Raw genomic sequence first — 14298 nt, forward strand, 5'->3', positions numbered from 1 at the left:
TCATGGCAAAGGCAAAGTTTGAACGTAACAAGCCGCACGTAAACGTCGGCACCATCGGTCACGTCGACCACGGCAAAACCACATTGACTGCTGCGATCGCAACCACGTGCTCGAAGCTGTATGGCGGCGAAGCCAAAGGCTACGACCAAATCGACTCGACACCTGAAGAAAAGTCACGCGGCATCACCATCAACACTGCGCACGTTGAGTACGACAGCCCAATCCGTCACTACGCGCACGTCGATTGCCCCGGTCACGCTGACTATGTGAAAAACATGATCACCGGTGCGGCTCAAATGGACGGCGCTATCCTCGTGATCGCTGCCACCGACGGCCCCATGGCGCAAACCCGTGAGCACATCCTGTTGTCACGTCAGGTTGGCGTGCCATACATCGTTGTGTTCTTAAACAAATGCGATCTGGTTGACGACGAAGAGCTGTTAGAGCTCGTTGAGATGGAAGTTCGCGAACTGCTCAGCATGTACAAATTTCCAGGCGATGAAACCCCGATCATTCGCGGTTCCGCTCTGCAAGCACTGAATGGCGAAACTTCCGAGTTCGGTACGCCAGCCATTGCTCAGCTGATTGAAACACTGGATTCCTACATTCCAGAACCCACACGCGCCATCGATAAGCCATTCTTGATGCCTATTGAAGACGTGTTCTCGATCTCCGGTCGCGGCACCGTGGTTACCGGTCGTGTTGAGCGTGGCATTGTGAAAGTCGGCGAAGAAATTGAGATCGTGGGTCTGAAAGACACCGTGAAAACGACCTGCACCGGCGTGGAGATGTTCCGCAAACTGCTCGACGAAGGTCGTGCTGGTGAGAACTGCGGCGTGTTGTTGCGCGGTACGAAGCGTGAAGACGTGCAGCGCGGTCAGGTTCTGGCCAAGCCAGGCACCATCAAGCCACACACACAGTTCGAATCCGAAATCTATGTGTTGGGTAAAGATGAAGGCGGTCGTCACACACCATTCTTCAAAGGCTACCGTCCACAGTTCTACTTCCGTACCACGGATGTGACTGGTGCGATTGAGCTGCCAGAAGGCGTTGAGATGGTCATGCCCGGCGACAACATCAAAGTCAATGTGACCTTGATTGCGCCAATCGCTATGGAAGAAGGCTTGCGCTTCGCCATCCGTGAAGGCGGTCGTACCGTCGGCGCCGGTGTTGTCGCCAAAATCTTCGCCTAAGCAGATGTAACTTGGCTCATCATCGCGTGATGATGAGCCTTTGTTTTACAGGCCAGTAGTTCAATTGGTAGAGCACCGGTCTCCAAAACCGGGTGTTGGGGGTTCGAGTCCCTCCTGGCCTGCCATTTTCAAGGCGCGGTAACGCGTTTTTGTCGTGTCTGAGAGTTTAGATTTATGACGACACCGGTCGAAACCGTTCGTGATCCGCTCAACACCATTAAGTGGGTTGTTGCATTGGTGCTGTTGGCCTCGGCTACGGTACTGAGCCGTTATTTGCCTGACATGTCTCCGGCGTTGCGCCTGCTGATGATGCTGGGTCTTGGTTTGGTGGCTCTAGTCTTGGTGTTCACGACTATTCAGGGGCGCCGCTTTGTTGATCTGCTGCGTCAAGCGCAAGTAGAAGTGCGTAAAGTTGTCTGGCCAACGCGTCCAGAAACAACGCAAACCACCCTGATTGTGCTTGGTGTGGTTTTGGTTATGTCGCTGCTGCTCTGGGGCATGGACTCTCTCTTTGGCTTCGCCATTTCCGGTGTTATTGGCTAATTAGGAGGCATTTATGAGTAAGCGTTGGTTTGTGGTGCACGCCTATTCAGGCTTCGAAAAGCAAGTGATGCGTTCATTAATTGAGCGTGTTCGTTTGGCCGAAATGGAAGATCTGTTTGGCGATATTTTGGTGCCGACAGAAGAAGTTGTGGAAATGAAAAATGGCGTTAAGCGCAAAACCGAGCGGAAGTTTTTCCCCGGTTACGTCTTAGTGCACATGGAAATGAACGACGCCAGCTGGCACTTAGTTAAAGAGTGTCCGAAAGTCATGGGCTTTATTGGTGGTAAGGCGGATAAGCCAGCGCCAATTTCTGATCGCGAAGCTGATGTGATTTTGAATCGAATCAAAACCACCGTTGACGCGCCGCGTCCCAAAACATTATTTGAGCCGGGTGAAGTGGTGCGTGTGGCTGATGGCCCGTTCGCAGACTTCAACGGCACGGTAGAAGAAGTAAATTACGAGAAGAGTCGCTTGCGCGTGGCTGTGATGATTTTTGGTCGCGCAACACCTGTCGAACTCGAGTTTACGCAGGTCGAAAAAGTTTAATCTGTAACGTTTAAGCGTTGCAGCCTCTGGCAGATGGTCTGTTGGAGACAATAGGGGAGCCGCAAGGCGCTAGCACCCACGGAGTAGTAGCATGGCAAAGAAGATTGATGCCTATATCAAACTGCAGGTTCCTGCAGGCAAGGCAAACCCATCGCCGCCCATTGGTCCAGCATTGGGTCAAAAAGGCGTGAACATCATGGAGTTCTGTAAGGCATTCAACGCGGCCACACAGAAAATGGAAGTTGGTCAGCCGATCCCTGTTGTGATCACTGTCTACTCTGACCGTTCCTTCACTTTCGTGATGAAAACACCCCCCGCGACTTACTTGCTGAAAAAGATTGTGGGCTTGAAAAGTGGTTCACCGCGTCCAAACACACAAAAGGTTGGTGTCGTTACTCGCGCTCAATTAGAAGAGATCGCCACCACCAAAAAGCCTGATTTGACAGCGGCCGATATGGACGCCGCTGTGCGTACAATCGCCGGCTCTGCCCGTTCCATGGGCCTCGATGTAGAGGGAGTTTAATCATGGCTAAGTTAAGTAAGCGTCAAGCCGCTATTAATGCCAAATTGGTGCCAGGCAAGCTCTACAGCATCGAAGAAGCCGTGAGCCTGTTGGGTGATATGCCACCAGTGAAATTCAAAGAGTCCATCGATGTGTCGGTGAACTTGGGTATCGATCCACGTAAATCTGATCAAGTGGTTCGTGGCGCTACCGTGTTGCCAGCTGGTACCGGTAAAACGGTTCGCGTGGCTGTGTTTGCTCAGGGCGCCAATGCCGAAGCAGCAAAAGCTGCCGGTGCAGATGTTGTTGGCTTCGATGATCTCGCCGAGTCAATTCAGGGCGGCAGCTTAGATTTCGACGTTGTTATTGCTTCGCCAGATGCCATGCGTGTTGTTGGTAAGCTCGGTACGATCTTGGGCCCACGTGGCTTAATGCCTAACCCCAAAGTCGGCACAGTGACTCCAGATGTCGCCACGGCCGTTAAAAATGCGAAAGCTGGTCAAGCGCGCTACCGTGTTGATAAAGGCGGTATTATTCATGCCGCAGTTGGTCAATTAGGCTTTAGCAGCGATGCTATTCGCCAAAACGTTGAGGCATTGGTTTCCGACTTAAAGAAAGCCAAGCCTGCGACCAGCAAAGGTGTTTACCTGCAAAAAGTGACGTTATCGACAACCATGGGTCCTGGCCTGTCGATCGACTTGTCGAACTTAGCGGTATAACGAATACAAGATGAGTTGAGTCACAAGCTCAGCTCATTTCGGTACTTTGAAAGTCGTCTGTTGATAGACGAGCGTCAAAGACCACAGGCGTTCTCGGTGTAAGAGAACTTAATCCACCAGCCTGGGTAGACGCGGTGTGGTTTCAAGCTGAAGAGCTCTGTAACCCCCGCGTGCAGCATTGCTGCAAATGGGGTCGGCGGATTCTCCGCCGATAGACTGAAGTTAAGGAGGTTACAGTGACTCTGCGACTAGATGATAAAAAAGAAATCGTTATTGCCGTCAATAAAGCGGCAACCGAGGCCTTTGCTGCAGTCGTTGCCGACTACCGTGGCTTGACCGTTGGGCAGTTAACTCAGCTCCGCGCACAAGCTCGTGAAAAGTCCGTGTACTTACGTGTTGTGCGTAACACATTGGCTCGTCGTGCGCTGACAGGCACTGCTTTTGAGGTATTAGACGCCTCACTAGTTGGGCCAACAATCATTGCTTTGTCTATGGACGAAAACGATATGGGTGCTGCTGCTCGTATTTTCCAAGACTTCCGCAAGGATTTCCCGAAAGCACCACTAGCAGTTAAAGCCTTGTCAATTGACGGCAAACTCTACGGTGCAGGCGACATTGATGTAGTGGCTAAGCTGCCGAACCGCGAGCAAGCCCTCTCTATGTTTGCGTCGGTACTGCAAGCACCAATCTCGAAGTTCGCCCGACTGATTACGTCGGTCAAAGAACAGAAAGAAGCAGCCTAATCGCTGCTTGAATCACACACCTATATAAACCCTATTGGGAGATTGAACATGGCTCTGTCCAAAGACGATATTCTGAATGCCGTAGCTGAAATGACCGTGATGGAACTGGTCGACCTGATTTCGGCTGTTGAAGAAAAGTTCGGTGTTTCTGCCGCTGCCGTTGCTGTTGCAGCAACTGGTGGTGCAGGCGCTGCTGCTGAAGAAGAGCAAACAGAATTCAATGTTGTGTTGGCTAGCTTCGGTGCTAACAAAGTGGCCGTTATTAAAGCCGTTCGTGGCATCACCGGCTTGGGCTTGAAAGAAGCCAAAGATCTGGTTGAAGCAGCACCAAAGGCTGTGAAAGAAGGCGTGTCGAAAGACGAAGCCGAAGATGTGAAAAAGCAACTGGAAGAAGCTGGCGCCACCGTCGAAGTCAAGTAAGTCTTGGCTACAGACGCGGTGCGGGCTTAGCCCAGTACGCTGCACGGCTGGAGGCTCGCCGAGCCTCCGGCCTTTTTCCGTTTTAATATGCGCTAGTGTATTAAACGGAGCACAGGTCGCCGAGTGCCGGCCTGAGCGGTTGCCCAGGCAACCTTTCAGGCCGTCACTTTGCCGTATGAAAGTGACGCCTTTTCGAGGCTCAAGCATAGTTGAGGACCCAGATGGCATACTCTTACACCGAGAAGAAACGCATCCGAAAGAACTTCGGAAAGCTCCCCGCACTGATGGATGTGCCCTACTTACTGGCAATTCAGGTCGACTCGTATCGAGCCTTCCTGCAAGACGGTAAAACGCCGAAAGCACGCGAAGACCTTGGTCTGCAAGCCGCGTTTCGTTCAGTGTTTCCAATCGCCAGCTATTCCGGTAATGCGGCTCTAGAGTTTGTTGAATACGCTCTCGGCACGCCGGTATTTGATGTCCGTGAATGTGTGCTGCGTGGTGTCACCTACGCCGCCCCATTGCGCGTGAAAATTCGTCTGATTATTTATGATCGCGAAGCATCAACAAAAACCATTAAAGACATTCGCGAACAAGAAGTCTATATGGGCGAAATGCCCTTAATGACTGAAAACGGTACCTTTGTGATCAATGGCACCGAGCGTGTCATCGTGTCGCAGTTGCACCGTTCGCCAGGCGTTTTCTTTGACCATGACAAGGGTAAAACCCACTCATCGGGCAAGCTGCTCTATAACGCGCGCATTATTCCTTACCGTGGTTCGTGGTTGGACTTTGAGTTTGACCCGAAAGATCTGGTGTTCGCGCGTATTGACCGTCGTCGTAAATTGCCGGCCACTATTTTGCTGCGCGCACTGGGTTACAGTTCCGAAGAAATGCTGGACATGTTCTTCGAGTCTAGCCACATTGCTGTTAGCGCGGATGGCTTTAAGCTTGATCTGATCGCCGAGCGTCTGCGTGGTGAGACGGCGCTATTTGATATCGTTGCCAAAGGTAAAACCATTGTTGAGTCGGGCCGTCGTATTACGGCGCGCCACATTCGCGACATTGAAAAAGCCGGCTTAACGCAGCTTGATGTACCTGCCGAATACCTATTCGGTAAAGTCTTGTCTCATAACGTGGTTGACACAAAAACCGGTGAGCTGCTTGCCGAGTGCAACAGCATTATTACCGATGAGCTGCTGAAAAAAGCGGTTCAGGGTGGCATCACCAGCATCAGCATTTTGTACACCAACGATCTCGATCGTGGCCCATTCATTTCCGATACGCTGCGTTCAGATCCCGCACGCTCCGAGCTTGAAGCGCTTGTCGAAATCTATCGCATGATGCGCCCAGGCGAGCCGCCCACCAAAGAGGCTGCTGAGAACTTATTCAAGAATCTGTTCTTCTCGCCTGAGCGCTATGACCTGTCTAATGTCGGTCGTATGAAGTTCAATCGTCGCTTAAACCGCGATTCAGACTTCGGCGATGGCGTGCTGTCGCGTGATGACATCGTTGATGTCTTGAAGGCAATGATCGGTATTCGTAACGGTAAAGGCGAAGTCGACGATATCGATCACCTCGGCAACCGTCGCATCCGTTCGGTTGGTGAGATGGCGGAAAACCAATTCCGTGTCGGTCTGGTGCGTGTTGAGCGTGCGGTCAAAGAGCGTCTGTCGATGGCTGAGTCCGACAACCTCATGCCGCAAGACTTGATCAACGCCAAGCCTGTTTCTGCTGCCATCAAAGAGTTCTTTGGCTCCTCGCAGCTGTCGCAGTTCATGGACCAAAACAACCCGCTCTCTGAAATCACCCACAAGCGTCGTGTATCTGCACTTGGCCCGGGCGGTTTGACACGTGAGCGTGCCGGCTTTGAAGTGCGTGACGTTCACCCCACGCATTATGGTCGTGTTTGCCCGATTGAGACGCCTGAAGGTCCAAACATTGGTCTGATCAACTCGCTGTCGAGCTTTGCGCGCACCAACGAATATGGCTTCCTCGAGTCGCCCTATCGTAAAGTCATTGACGCCAAAGTGACTGATGACTACGTCTATTTGTCAGCTATTGAAGAGGCCGAGCAGGTCATTGCTCAGGCCGATTCGCAAGTCGACAAAAAAGGCGTGCTGGTTGGTGATTTAGTGGCCGTGCGCCATAAAAACGAATTCACCGTGATGGCACCGGAGAAAGTCACCTATATGGACGTGTCGCCACGTCAGGTGGTTTCGGTTGCTGCCTCGCTGATTCCATTCTTGGAGCACGATGACGCAAACCGCGCGCTCATGGGTTCCAACATGCAACGTCAAGCGGTGCCCACGCTGCGTGCCGACAAACCATTGGTTGGTACTGGCATGGAGCGCTATGTGGCGCGCGACTCCGGCGTCTGCGTGGTCGCAAAGCGTGGCGGCGTGATCGACTATGTCGATGCGGCGCGTATCGTTGTGCGTGTTCGTAATGAAGAAGTGGTGATGGGTGAGGCCGGTGCCGACATCTATAACCTAACCAAATACACCCGCTCAAACCAAAATACCTGCATCAACCAACGCGCTTTGGTTAATGTCGGTGATGCAGTTGAGATTGGCGATATTCTTGCCGACGGTCCATCGGTCGATATGGGTGAGCTAGCGCTTGGCCAAAACATGCGTGTGGCATTTATGCCATGGAATGGCTACAACTTCGAAGACTCGATCTTGTTGTCTGAGCGCGTGGTGCAGGATGACCGCTTCACCTCGATTCACATTCAAGAGTTGTCATGTATTGCGCGTGACACGAAGTTGGGCTCCGAAGAAATTTCGGCAGACATCCCCAATGTCGGTGAAGCCGCGCTATCCAAGCTTGATGAATCAGGCATTGTCTATATCGGTGCTGAAGTAAACGCCGGTGACATTCTGGTCGGTAAAGTCACGCCAAAAGGCGAGACTCAGCTGTCGCCAGAAGAAAAATTGCTACGTGCCATCTTTGGCGAAAAAGCTAGCGACGTGAAAGACTCGTCATTGCGCGTACCGAGCGGCACCAAAGGTACCGTCATCGACGTGCAAGTCTTCACACGTGATGGCATTGAGAAGGATGAGCGTGCCAAAGCCATTGAGAAAGAACAGCTCGATGACTATCGCAAAGATTTGAAAGAAGAGTATCGAATCTTTGAAGAGGCGACCTCGTCACGTCTGCGTGAAGTTTTGGTCGGCCAGAAAGTTCACGGTGGTGCGGGCCTGAAAAAGGGCGCGACCATCACGGATACTGACTTAGCTGATTTAGAGCTGGCAACATGGTTTGAGATTCGTCCAGCCGAAGATGGCGTCGCCGAAGAGCTAGAGCGTGCGCAAGCCTTCTTGGCGGAGCGTCAAGCCGATATCGAAGCTAAGTTTGAAGACAAAAAACGCAAAATCATGACCGGCGATGACCTCGCCCATGGTGTGCTGAAAGTCGTTAAAGTCTATCTGGCGGTGAAGCGTCGCATTCAGCCCGGTGACAAAATGGCTGGTCGTCACGGCAACAAAGGTGTCGTCTCCATCATCATGCCGGTTGAAGATATGCCGCACGATGAGCATGGCGAGCCGGTCGATATCGTGCTCAACCCGCTCGGTGTTCCATCGCGTATGAACGTCGGTCAGATTCTTGAGACGCACTTGGGCTGGGCCGCGAAAGGTCTGGGTCAACGCATCGGCGAGATGCTCGACGAGCAGCGTAAAGTCGCTGAAGTACGTAAGTACCTTGAGCAAATTTACAACGGCGTTGGTGGTCAGCAAGAAGACTTGAACTCGATGAGCGATGACGAAGTCGTGGCCATGTCGAAAAACCTGCGCGGCGGTGTACCCATCGCCACGCCAGTTTTCGACGGTGCTCATGAAAACGAAATCAAGTCGCTGCTGAAGCTCGCGGGCCTCAATGAAAATGGCCAGCAATGGCTCTATGATGGCCGCACCGGCGAGCGTTTTGATCGTCAAGTGACTGTTGGCTATATGTACATGCTCAAGCTCAACCACTTGGTCGATGACAAAATGCATGCGCGTTCCACGGGGTCGTACTCCTTGGTCACGCAGCAGCCATTGGGTGGTAAAGCACAGTTCGGTGGTCAGCGTTTCGGGGAGATGGAGTGCTGGGCGTTGCAAGCCTACGGCGCCGCCTACACCCTGCAAGAAATGCTCACCGTGAAGTCCGACGATGTGAATGGTCGTACGCGCGTCTACAAAAATATTGTCGACGGCGATCACCGCATGGACCCAGGCATGCCGGAATCTTTCAACGTATTGGTGAAAGAAATCCGCTCGCTGGGTATCAATATGGAATTGGACAACGAATAAGCCGGACGCGTGGTGGTGGCTCAGTGAGCCACCACCTCCATATGTTGCTTTGGGAGAATTGCCTTGAAAGATCTGCTCAGCCAACTGCGCAACCAGGGTCAGGTGGTCGAAGAATTCGATCGCATCCGTATTGCTCTGGCATCGCCAGAAATGATTCGTTCGTGGTCCTTTGGCGAAGTAAAAAAGCCAGAGACCATTAACTATCGCACCTTTAAGCCAGAGCGTGATGGCCTGTTCTGCGCGAAAATCTTTGGCCCAATCAAAGACTATGAGTGCTTGTGCGGTAAGTACAAGCGCATGAAGTTCCGCGGCGTGATCTGCGAGAAATGCGGCGTTGAAGTCACTATGGCGAAAGTGCGTCGTGAGCGCATGGGCCACATCGAGTTGGCCTCACCAACCGCGCACATCTGGTTCTTGAAATCGCTGCCGTCGCGTATCGGCCTGCTGCTCGATATGACATTGCGTGACATCGAGCGCGTGCTGTATTTCGAAAGCTTTATTGTTATTGATCCCGGCATGACCACATTAGAAAAAGGTCAGCTGCTCAATGATGAAGAATATTACACCGCGCTTGAAGAACACGGCGATGAATTCGATGCGCGCATGGGTGCTGAAGCGATTCAGCTGCTCTTGGCCGACATCGACTTGCCCTCGGAAATCACACGCCTGCGTGAAGAGATCCCAGCGACCAACTCTGAGACGAAGCTGAAAAAGCTCTCGAAGCGTCTGAAGTTGGTGGAGTCGTTTGATAACTCAGGCAATAAGCCCGAGTGGATGGTGCTTACTGTGCTGCCCGTGCTGCCGCCGGACCTGCGTCCGTTGGTGCCGCTCGATGGTGGCCGTTTTGCGACCTCTGACTTAAACGATCTTTATCGTCGCGTCATTAACCGTAACAACCGCCTCAAGCGCCTGCTCGATTTGAGCGCGCCTGACATCATCGTGCGTAATGAAAAACGCATGTTGCAAGAAGCGGTTGATGCCTTGCTCGACAACGGTCGTCGCGGTCGTGCCATCACCGGCACCAACAAGCGCCCGCTGAAATCTTTGGCCGACATGATCAAAGGTAAGCAAGGTCGTTTCCGTCAAAACTTGCTCGGTAAGCGCGTTGACTACTCGGGCCGTTCGGTGATCACCGTTGGTCCTACTCTGCGTCTGCATCAATGCGGTCTGCCGAAGAAAATGGCGTTGGAGCTATTCAAGCCGTTCATTTTTGGCAAGCTACAAGCCCAAGGTTTGGCGACAACGATTAAAGCTGCGAAGAAAATGGTTGAGCGCGAAACCCCAGAGGTTTGGGATATTCTCGCCGACGTGATTCGCGAACATCCCGTCATGCTCAACCGTGCGCCAACACTTCACCGTCTTGGCTTACAAGCGTTTGAGCCGGTGTTGATTGAAGGTAAAGCCATCCAGCTGCACCCACTCGTCTGTACGGCATTTAACGCCGACTTCGACGGTGACCAAATGGCTGTACACGTGCCGTTGACCATTGAAGCGCAGCTCGAAGCGCGCGCGCTGATGATGTCGACCAATAACATTCTGTCGCCTGCCAACGGTGAGCCGATCATTGTGCCGTCGCAAGACGTGGTGCTCGGTCTTTACTACATCACGCGTGATCGTGTGAATGGTAAAGGCGAGGGCATGATCTTCGCTGACTACAACGAAGTCACCCGTGCATTGGCCAACAAAGCCGTGGAAATCCACGCACGCATTAAAGTGCGTGTGCTGGAAGTGACCATCGACGAAGAAGGCAATAAAATTGAGCGCAAATTCTTGGCCGACACCACGCCAGGTCGTTGCATGCTCTGGAACATCGTACCGAAAGGTCTGCCGTTTGATTTGATCAACCAGGCCATGACCAAAAAGAATATCTCGCGTTTGCTCAACAGTTGTTATCGCGTGCTGGGCTTGAAAGACACGGTAATCTTTGCCGACCAACTGATGTACTTGGGCTTTGCACAAGCCACGTACTCGGGCGTGTCGGTGGGCATGGAAGACATGGTCATCCCTGCCGAGAAAGAAACCATCATCAACGCCGCTGAAGAAGAGGTGCGCGAAATCGAAGCCCAGTTCGGCTCCGGGTTGGTGACCAAAGGCGAGCGTTACAACAAAGTCGTCGATATCTGGTCGCGTACCAACGAGTTGGTCGCTAAGGCCATGATGGACAACCTCTCCACCGAGAGCGTGCAAGCTAAAGATGGCAGCATGGAAGAACAGAAATCGTTCAACTCCATCTACATCATGGCCGATTCTGGCGCTCGTGGCTCGGCCGCGCAGATTCGTCAGCTCGCCGGTATGCGTGGTCTGATGGCTAAGCCCGATGGCTCCATCATTGAGACACCCATTAAGGCGAACTTCCGCGAAGGTCTGACGGTTCTTCAGTACTTCATCTCGACCCACGGCGCGCGTAAAGGTTTGGCCGATACCGCGTTGAAAACCGCGAACTCGGGCTACCTGACTCGTCGTTTGGTTGACGTGGCGCAAGATTTGGTTGTTACCGAAATCGATTGCGGCACAGAAAATGGCGTCTTGATGACACCGCTGATTGAAGGCGGCGATATCGTTGAGCCACTGCGCGAGCGCGTATTGGGTCGTGTCACAGCCAGCGATTTGTTAGTGCCAGGCAGCGATGAAGTGTTCGCACCTAAAGGCACATTGCTCGATGAGCGTTGGGTCGATCGCCTAGAAGCCGTTGGTATCGACGAGGTCTATGCTCGTTCAGTGATTTCCTGCGATACCCGTTTTGGTGTCTGCTCGATGTGCTATGGCCGTGACTTGGCGCGTGGTCATCGCGTCAATATCGGCGAAGCTATCGGCGTTATGGCAGCGCAGTCTATTGGTGAGCCAGGTACTCAGCTCACCATGCGTACTTTCCACATCGGTGGTGCGGCGAGCCGTGCCTCGGCCGTGTCGAGCGTGCAAGTGCGCAACGACGGTAAAGTTCGTTTCCACAACATTAAGCTGGTGCAGCAAGCCAGTGGTAATTTGGTGGCGGTGTCACGTTCCGGTGAGATCGGTATTGCCGATTCGCGTGGCCGTGAGCGTGAGCGCTACAAGCTGCCCTATGGCGCGTTGATCACGGTGGCCGATGGCGAAGAAGTCAAAGGCAGCCAAACCGTTGCCACATGGGATCCGCACACTCACCCCATCGTCACTGAGCTGGCCGGTAAGGTGAAGTTTGTCGACATGGAAGATGGCCTGACGGTGCGCTATCAGACCGATGAGCTCACCGGCCTGACCAACATCGAGATTATGGACCCGAAAGATCGTCCAGCGGCAGGTAAAGAGCTGCGTCCAGCCATTCGTTTGGTCGATGCTAAAGGCAACATTATTAACATCGAAGGCAGTGACCAGCCGGCGCAATACTTCTTGCCATCGGAGTCGATTACGGCGCTGCAAGATGGTGCGATGGTCGGTATTGGTGACGTGATCGGTCGTATTCCACAGGAATCATCGAAAACGCGTGACATCACTGGTGGTCTGCCACGCGTCGCGGACTTGTTTGAAGCACGTAAGCCAAAAGAGCCCGCGATCTTGGCGGAAGTCAGTGGCATCGTGAGCTTTGGTAAAGAAACCAAAGGCAAGCACCGCTTAGTTATCACGCCAGATGACAACGCTGAGGTTTACGAAGAGCTGATTCCAAAATGGCGTCAACTCAACGTCTTCGAAGGTGAGCGTGTCTCGCGTGGTGAGGTTGTCTCCGATGGCCCGCAAAACCCACATGACATCTTGCGCTTGAAAGGCGAGACCGCGCTGGCGACCTATATCGTCAACGAAGTCCAAGATGTCTACCGTTTGCAGGGTGTGAAAATCAACGACAAGCACATTGAAGTGATTATTCGTCAAATGTTGCGCAAAGTTGAAATCACCGAGAATGGCGATAGCTCGTTTATTCAGGGTGAGCAAATGGAGCTGGCTCGCGTGCTCGACGAAAATGAAGTGCTCAATGGCATGGATAAGTTCGGCGCCAAGTTCCAGCGCGTGTTGATGGGTATTACCAAGGCATCGTTGTCAACTGAGTCGTTTATCTCGGCAGCGTCGTTCCAAGAAACCACGCGTGTGCTTACCGAAGCAGCCGTTACCGGTAAAGAAGATGACCTTCGCGGCTTGAAAGAAAACGTCGTGGTTGGACGTCTGATTCCTGCCGGTACGGGTTTTGCGTATCACGCACAACGTCGTCAGCAGCGCTTAGAGGCCAAGGTCGTTGACCAAGGACCAAGCGCCGCCGATGTAGAACAGGCCTTGTCTGAAGCACTCAATTCTGCTGAAGACTAAGGTTGATGCGAGTAGGCAGGCGTCTTGACGGGCGCTTGCGCTGCTCATAGAATGCGCAACCCTGAAATGGAGCCAGTTGGCTCTTTTTCAGTTGCGTAAAATTAACGGGAGAGAACAGGCCGCTATGGCAACAACTAACCAATTGATCCGTAAGGGTCGCTTGGCACTGGTCGAAAAGTCCGGTGTTCCAGCATTGAAAGGCAGCCCGCAACGTCGCGGCGTCTGCACCCGCGTTTATACAACAACGCCTAAAAAGCCTAACTCGGCGCTGCGTAAAGTGTGCCGTGTGCGCTTAACGACAGGTTTCGAGGTCAGCTCTTACATCGGTGGCGAAGGCCACAACTTGCAAGAGCACAGCGTTGTATTGATCCGTGGCGGTCGTGTTAAAGACTTGCCCGGTGTGCGTTATCACACTGTTCGTGGTTCGCTTGATTGCGCTGGCGTTAAAGGCCGCATGCAGTCGCGCTCCAAGTACGGTGCCAAGCGTCCTAAGAAGTAATTCTTAAGTCGCAGTAAGGCCGGGCAGAATTTCTCTCGTCCCGGAAACCCCTGAAGCTTTATAAAGGTTTACAGAGTCATGCCAAGAAGAAGAGTAGTAGCAGCACGTGAAATCCTCCCGGATCCAAAGTTCGGAAGCCAAACCCTCGCTAAGTTCATGAACCAAGTGATGGAGTCTGGTAAGAAATCGACCGCTGAGTCGATTGTTTACGGTGCTTTGGATCGCGTTGTTGAGAAAAACAAAAGCAATCCAGTCGAGTTTTTCGAAACAGTTCTGGAAAAGCTTCGTCCAATGGTCGAGGTTAAAGCTCGCCGTGTTGGTGGTGCCACATACCAAGTGCCAATGGAAGTACGCCCCTCCCGTCGTACTGCATTGGCTATGCGTTGGTTGGTGGAATCAGCACGTAAGCGCTCAGAAAAAACCATGGCTCTGCGTTTAGCTGGTGAGTTGCTCGATGCCCACGAAGGCAAAGGCGCGGCTATCAAGAAGCGTGAAGACGTTCACCGTATGGCCGAGGCTAACAAAGCTTTCGCGCACTACCGTTTCTAATCTTGGCCTGAGGAGACTC

General features: G+C 52.7%; 11 protein-coding genes and 1 tRNA gene. All 12 read left to right on the forward strand.

Annotated features, from left to right (window positions below):
- The first annotated feature begins 2 nt into the window (after positions 1–2).
- Complete coding sequence (gene tuf / locus DFR26_RS03855) at positions 3–1193, forward strand: elongation factor Tu (RefSeq protein ID WP_116207659.1); 1191 nt, start codon at positions 3–5, stop codon at positions 1191–1193.
- A gap of 49 nt (positions 1194–1242) precedes the next feature.
- Positions 1243–1318 (forward strand) — tRNA-Trp (locus tag DFR26_RS03860).
- Positions 1319–1367: 49 nt separating this feature from the next.
- Entirely contained in the window at positions 1368–1736 is a 369-nt protein-coding gene (secE, locus tag DFR26_RS03865) for a preprotein translocase subunit SecE (protein ID WP_116207660.1), read from the forward strand.
- Positions 1737–1749: 13 nt separating this feature from the next.
- A complete protein-coding gene (gene nusG / locus DFR26_RS03870) occupies positions 1750–2283 on the forward strand; it encodes a transcription termination/antitermination protein NusG (RefSeq protein WP_116207661.1) in 534 nt (177 codons plus the stop codon).
- A 91-nt stretch (positions 2284–2374) separates the two neighbouring features.
- Complete coding sequence (gene rplK, locus DFR26_RS03875) at positions 2375–2806, forward strand: 50S ribosomal protein L11 (protein ID WP_116207662.1); 432 nt, start codon at positions 2375–2377, stop codon at positions 2804–2806.
- Positions 2807–2808: 2 nt separating this feature from the next.
- The gene (rplA, locus tag DFR26_RS03880) at positions 2809–3504 is read left to right on the forward strand and encodes a 50S ribosomal protein L1 (protein ID WP_116207663.1); all 696 of its coding nucleotides are present in this window, start codon (positions 2809–2811) and stop codon (positions 3502–3504) included.
- A 236-nt stretch (positions 3505–3740) separates the two neighbouring features.
- Positions 3741–4247 carry a 50S ribosomal protein L10 gene (rplJ, locus tag DFR26_RS03885; RefSeq protein WP_116207664.1) on the forward strand — a complete coding sequence of 169 codons (507 nt, stop codon included), beginning with the start codon at positions 3741–3743 and terminating at the stop codon, positions 4245–4247.
- A 48-nt stretch (positions 4248–4295) separates the two neighbouring features.
- The gene (rplL, locus tag DFR26_RS03890; RefSeq protein WP_116207665.1) at positions 4296–4667 is read left to right on the forward strand and encodes a 50S ribosomal protein L7/L12; all 372 of its coding nucleotides are present in this window, start codon (positions 4296–4298) and stop codon (positions 4665–4667) included.
- A gap of 221 nt (positions 4668–4888) precedes the next feature.
- On the forward strand, positions 4889–8959 hold the full coding sequence (gene rpoB / locus DFR26_RS03895; protein WP_116207666.1) for a DNA-directed RNA polymerase subunit beta: 4071 nt from the start codon (positions 4889–4891) through the stop codon (positions 8957–8959).
- 63 nt (positions 8960–9022) lie between these two features.
- A complete protein-coding gene (gene rpoC / locus DFR26_RS03900) occupies positions 9023–13231 on the forward strand; it encodes a DNA-directed RNA polymerase subunit beta' (RefSeq protein ID WP_116207667.1) in 4209 nt (1402 codons plus the stop codon).
- A 124-nt stretch (positions 13232–13355) separates the two neighbouring features.
- Complete coding sequence (gene rpsL / locus DFR26_RS03905) at positions 13356–13730, forward strand: 30S ribosomal protein S12 (RefSeq protein WP_116207668.1); 375 nt, start codon at positions 13356–13358, stop codon at positions 13728–13730.
- Between the two features lie 78 nt (positions 13731–13808).
- The gene (gene rpsG, locus DFR26_RS03910; protein WP_116207669.1) at positions 13809–14279 is read left to right on the forward strand and encodes a 30S ribosomal protein S7; all 471 of its coding nucleotides are present in this window, start codon (positions 13809–13811) and stop codon (positions 14277–14279) included.
- The last annotated feature ends 19 nt before the right edge of the window (positions 14280–14298 follow it).

Source organism: Paraperlucidibaca baekdonensis, from assembly GCF_003387535.1.
Lineage (GTDB): Bacteria > Pseudomonadota > Gammaproteobacteria > Pseudomonadales > Moraxellaceae > Perlucidibaca > Perlucidibaca baekdonensis.

Coding starts and splice junctions, on each gene's coding strand:
- rplL (WP_116207665.1), top strand. CDS start 4,296: ATGGCTCTGTCCAAAGACGATATTCTGAATGCCGTAGCTGAAATGACC.
- rpsG (WP_116207669.1), top strand. CDS start 13,809: ATGCCAAGAAGAAGAGTAGTAGCAGCACGTGAAATCCTCCCGGATCCA.
- rplA (WP_116207663.1), top strand. CDS start 2,809: ATGGCTAAGTTAAGTAAGCGTCAAGCCGCTATTAATGCCAAATTGGTG.
- rplK (WP_116207662.1), top strand. CDS start 2,375: ATGGCAAAGAAGATTGATGCCTATATCAAACTGCAGGTTCCTGCAGGC.
- nusG (WP_116207661.1), top strand. CDS start 1,750: ATGAGTAAGCGTTGGTTTGTGGTGCACGCCTATTCAGGCTTCGAAAAG.
- secE (WP_116207660.1), top strand. CDS start 1,368: ATGACGACACCGGTCGAAACCGTTCGTGATCCGCTCAACACCATTAAG.
- tuf (WP_116207659.1), top strand. CDS start 3: ATGGCAAAGGCAAAGTTTGAACGTAACAAGCCGCACGTAAACGTCGGC.
- rpsL (WP_116207668.1), top strand. CDS start 13,356: ATGGCAACAACTAACCAATTGATCCGTAAGGGTCGCTTGGCACTGGTC.
- rpoB (WP_116207666.1), top strand. CDS start 4,889: ATGGCATACTCTTACACCGAGAAGAAACGCATCCGAAAGAACTTCGGA.